Consider the following 4172-nt stretch of genomic DNA (forward strand, 5'->3'; position numbering starts at 1 on the left):
GGCCGCCACCAGGCCCGCCAGCGACGCGCGCCCGATCCCCGCGGTGGACGCCTTGCCCCGGATCCGCCCGACGGCGATCATCATCGGGATCGCCACCGCCAGCTGCCCGACCGTGCTGGCCGCCGACAGGGCGGCCACGACCAGCCGGGCCGGCACGAACTCGACCATGACGATGCTGAGCACGAGCTGCAGCACCGGGCTGGCACACAGGCCGATGGCCGCGACCTTCAGCTTGCCGAGGGCGAAGAGCACCCGCGACGCCTGGGTGATCAGCGCCAGGCCCGCCACGCCCGGCGCGGCGATAAGGAAGGCCTGGATCAGCTCGGGGACCTGGTCGGACTGCTTGGCGAGGATGTTCGCGGCGGGCACCGCGACCGCCGCGATCGCGGCCGTGCCCAGCCACGACATGAGCACCACCGCGCGCGTGGAGCCCGCGCTGGTCCGGTCGAACTCGTCGGAATCGGTCGCCGAGAGCACCGGGAACGCGCTCGTCGTGATCGCCAGCGGCAGCACGGAGCAGACCGAGGTGAACACCAGCTGCACGTAGTTGGACAAGACCAGGGCGCCGGTCTCGCCGCGGCCGTTGGCGAGGTTGATCGTGACCACGCCGTACAGGTCGAGGGCGACGAACTCGAGAATGCCGACCATCGCGAGGCCGCCGGCCTGGCGGATCACTCCCACAGGGAACTTCAGCGTCGGCCGCCACCTCAGGTGCAGCCGCCAGGCCGGCGGCAGCGCCACGAGCACCAGCGTGCCGATGTTCATCGTGGTGCCGATGGACAGCACCAGCTCGGCCGCCAGCGGCGTCCTGGCCAGCGCGGCGTTCTTGTCCAGCGCGGCGAAGGCCAGGTAGGAGCTGATCATCACGACGTTCGCGGCCACCGGCGCGAGCGCCGGGCCGGTGAACCGCCGGTACGCGTTCAGCAGGCCGAACAGCACCACCGACAGGCCGTACAGCAGGATCTGGGGCGCGAAGATCACCAGCATGTGGCTCGTCGCGTTGACCATGTCGGCGCGGCTGCACGCGGAGTTCGGGTTGGCCGGGATGAGCGCCCGCGCGATCGGGCCCGCCGCGGCGGCGATGATCGCGGTGGCCGGCAGCAGGATGACCACGGCCCAGGTCATCAGCGCCGAGGAGATCTGCGCGACGCGCGCCTTCTCACCGGGGTCGGTCCACGAGCGGGCCGCCGAGCGGGCCAGCACCGGGACCATGGCGCTGGTCAGCGCGCCGCCAAGGGCGAGCTCGTAGATCAAGTTCGGCACGCCGTTGGCGGTGGTGTACGCGGTGCCGAGACAGCCCGCCCCCACGCTCTGCGAGAACACGAGCGTGCGGACGAGGCCGAGCAGCCTGGACAGGGACGTGAGGCCGGCGATGAGCACCGCGCCCTGCGCGATGCTGGACGCGTGGCCGGGGACCTGGCTCTTGACCTCGCTTGCGGTCGGCGTGTCCAGCTTGTCAACCAGGGCGCTGAGCGGCTGCGTGATCGCGGCCGCGTGGCTCGCTATCTGACCCGGTTCCGTCCGGAGCGCGGCGCCGGAACCTGACGGCTCCGTCGTCCCAGCTTCGTTCGTCTGCACACAACCCAGCTCTCTTCAGCGACCTGCGACGGCCGTTCGGCGGCGGGGGCTGAGCCGACAGCGGCTACATCGACTGCGCTGCGGGAAATCCCGGTTCGACCTCAGTTCGATGTACGTTACCAGCGCTGTTCGTTCCTCGTCCGGCGGTTGCCGGCGATCTGGGCGTGTCGCGCAGGCGGCTGCTGGCCCGCCTGGTCAGCGCGGGAAAACGCGTGTATCACGGACGGCTGCCGGCCCATCTGGTTGAGTCGGAACCCCGTTGTTTTTCAGCACCTTTGAGGTGACGCGTGATGCTGCCGGAAAATCTGCGTAACTTGATGCACCGCTTCGGTTTTGACGTCACGCGGTGGCCCCACCGGCCGGATGACGGGGTGCTCGACTGGGCCCTCGACGCGGTGCTCCGGTCCCGGGAGATCAACTGCGTCATCGACGTCGGCGGGAACCGGGGGCACTTCGGGGAGCGGCTGCGCGCCCTCGGGTACCGGGGGCGGATCGTGTCGTTCGAGCCCTCGCCGTCCACGCTGCCGGTCATCACGGCGGCGGCGGCCAAGGACGGGCGGTGGGAGGTGCGGCCGCTCGGGCTGTCCGCCGCACCGGGTGCCGCTGAGCTGCGGCTGCACGAGGGGCCTGAGCTGGACTCGCTGCTCGCCTCGCTGCCTGGGGTGGTCGACCAGATCCCGATCATGGCCGAGACCGGCACCGCCACCGTGTCCCTGTCCACGCTCGAGGCGGAATTCCCGTCGATCGTCGCCGGGGTGGACTCGCCCCGGGTCCTGCTCAAGTCGGATACCCAGGGGCACGACGCGGCGGTGCTGCGCGGCGCCGGGCCCGGCGGGCTACCGCCTTCGGTGGTCGCGGTCCTCGTCGAGCTGGCCGCGCAGCCGATCTACCACGACCAGCCGAAGATGACCGAGGTGATGGACATCCTGCTGGACGACGGGTTCACGCCGGTGGCCTTCCAGCCGCTGTTCCAGTCGTCCGACGGGCTGCGGATGGTGGAGATCGACGGGCTGTTCATGCGGTCGGCGACCGGGCTGCCTGACTACGGGCCAGGCTTCCTGACGGCGGCCGCCGCTGGCTCGGCCCAACCGGGTCAGCCGCGCGCTGCGATCTGACGATTCGCGGACGCTGGCGTCACGGCTGACCGAATCCAGAGGCGGCTACCGTATCGTGATGGGGTGCGTCCCGGGCACGCCTGGCATTCCGGGTGGCGCTGGACGGTCGTGCTGGCCGGCGTCGCCGCGCTGTGCTGCCTGCCGGTCCTGGCCAGCGCGCTCCCGGCGAGCGTGCCGGCGCTCACGCCGCGGCAGCTCGAGAACAAGATCCTCGCCTCGCAGCGCCTGTCGTTCTCCGGTTACGCGGAAAGCGACGCGACCTTCGGCCTCCCGCCGCTGCCCGCGTTCGCCAGCGTGACGCCGCTGCTCGACGGGATCACCAGGATGCGGGTCTGGCAGGCGGCACCGGACCGCTGGCGGGTCGACACCCTCTCCGACACCGGCGAGAACGACACCTACCTGGACAACGGCACCACCTACGTCTGGGACTCCGGCGAGCAGCTGCTGACCGGCATCTTCGGCCCCGAGGTCATCCGGCTGCCCCGAGCAGCGGACCTGATGCCAGCGGCCCTGGCCGTTCGGATCATCAATGAGGCGGGACCGGACGCGAAGCTGAGCCTCTTGCCGCCACAGCGGGTGGCCGGACAGAGCGCGGCGGGGCTGGCGGTCCGGCCCGCCAGCCCGCAGTCCACGATCGCGCAGGCCGACATCTGGGCGTCGCCGGCGACCGGGCTGCCGCTGCTGGTGCAGGTCTTCGGCCGTGGCGTGGCGCACCCGGCGCTGGAATCGCAGTTCCTCCAGGCCGGCCCCTGGACGCCGGACAACAGCGTGCTGACCCCCCAGCAGGCCCCGGGCACCGGGTTCACCGCCACCACGCCGGCCAACTTCGCCGGGGTGCTGAAGAACCTGGACAACGAGGTGCTGCCCGCCGCTCTCGGCGGACTCGCGCGCGCACCGTCGCCCGTCCCGCAGATCGGCGTGTACGGCACCGGGCTGACCGCGTTCGCCGTGCTCACCTTCCGCCACGGCACCGGCGGGCAGCTGCTGACCGACGCGCTGGACGCGGGCGCGGCGCCACTGTCCTTCACCGACGGAACCGGCGCCATCGCCAGCGCCCCGCTCGTCAACCTCGCGCTCGTGCACCCCTACCGGTCGCCGGACACGTTCCTCCTGGTCGGGTTCGTCAGCAGGAGCACGCTCGAGCAGGCCGCCGCGGTGCTGGCCGCCAAACCAGACCAGGACTTCGGCGAATGATCAGCACACAGGACCTGACGAAGCGCTTCGGGCACGTCGAGGCGGTCCGCGACGTGAGCCTCGACGTCCGCGAAGGCGACCGGTACGGCCTCCTCGGCCCGAACGGCAGCGGCAAATCCACCCTCGTCCGGATGCTCCTCGGCCTGGTGTACGCGACGAGCGGGTCCATCTCGATCCTCGGCGAGCCGGTTCCGCGGCACGTCAGCCGGGTGCTGCCCGAGATCGGCGCGCTGATCGAAGAGCCCGCCGCGTACCCGCACCTGTCCGGGCGCGCCAACCTGCGGC

The 4172-nt window shown here is 71.5% G+C and carries 4 protein-coding genes; 3 read left to right on the forward strand and 1 reads right to left on the reverse strand.

The window, feature by feature from the left end:
- Positions 1–1578 (reverse strand): murein biosynthesis integral membrane protein MurJ (gene murJ / locus WA805_RS28395; protein ID WP_425243860.1); only part of this gene is annotated, 1578 nt, incomplete at its 3' end.
- Between the two features lie 371 nt (positions 1579–1949).
- Between murJ and WA805_RS28400 the strand changes: the two genes are divergently transcribed.
- The 3 genes from WA805_RS28400 to WA805_RS28410 form a co-directional block, all read left to right on the forward strand.
- Entirely contained in the window at positions 1950–2693 is a 744-nt protein-coding gene (locus WA805_RS28400; protein ID WP_424562343.1) for an FkbM family methyltransferase, read from the forward strand.
- Positions 2694–2756: 63 nt separating this feature from the next.
- The gene (locus WA805_RS28405; RefSeq protein ID WP_422325893.1) at positions 2757–3887 is read left to right on the forward strand and encodes a hypothetical protein; all 1131 of its coding nucleotides are present in this window, start codon (positions 2757–2759) and stop codon (positions 3885–3887) included.
- Positions 3884–4172, forward strand: a 289-nt coding sequence (locus WA805_RS28410; protein WP_425243861.1) for an ATP-binding cassette domain-containing protein, incomplete at its 3' end; no start/stop codon positions are given. The genes WA805_RS28405 and WA805_RS28410, both read left to right, overlap by 4 nt.

Origin of the sequence: Trebonia sp., from assembly GCF_049794275.1 — a bacterium.
In the GTDB taxonomy this organism is placed as follows: domain Bacteria; phylum Actinomycetota; class Actinomycetes; order Streptosporangiales; family Streptosporangiaceae; genus Trebonia.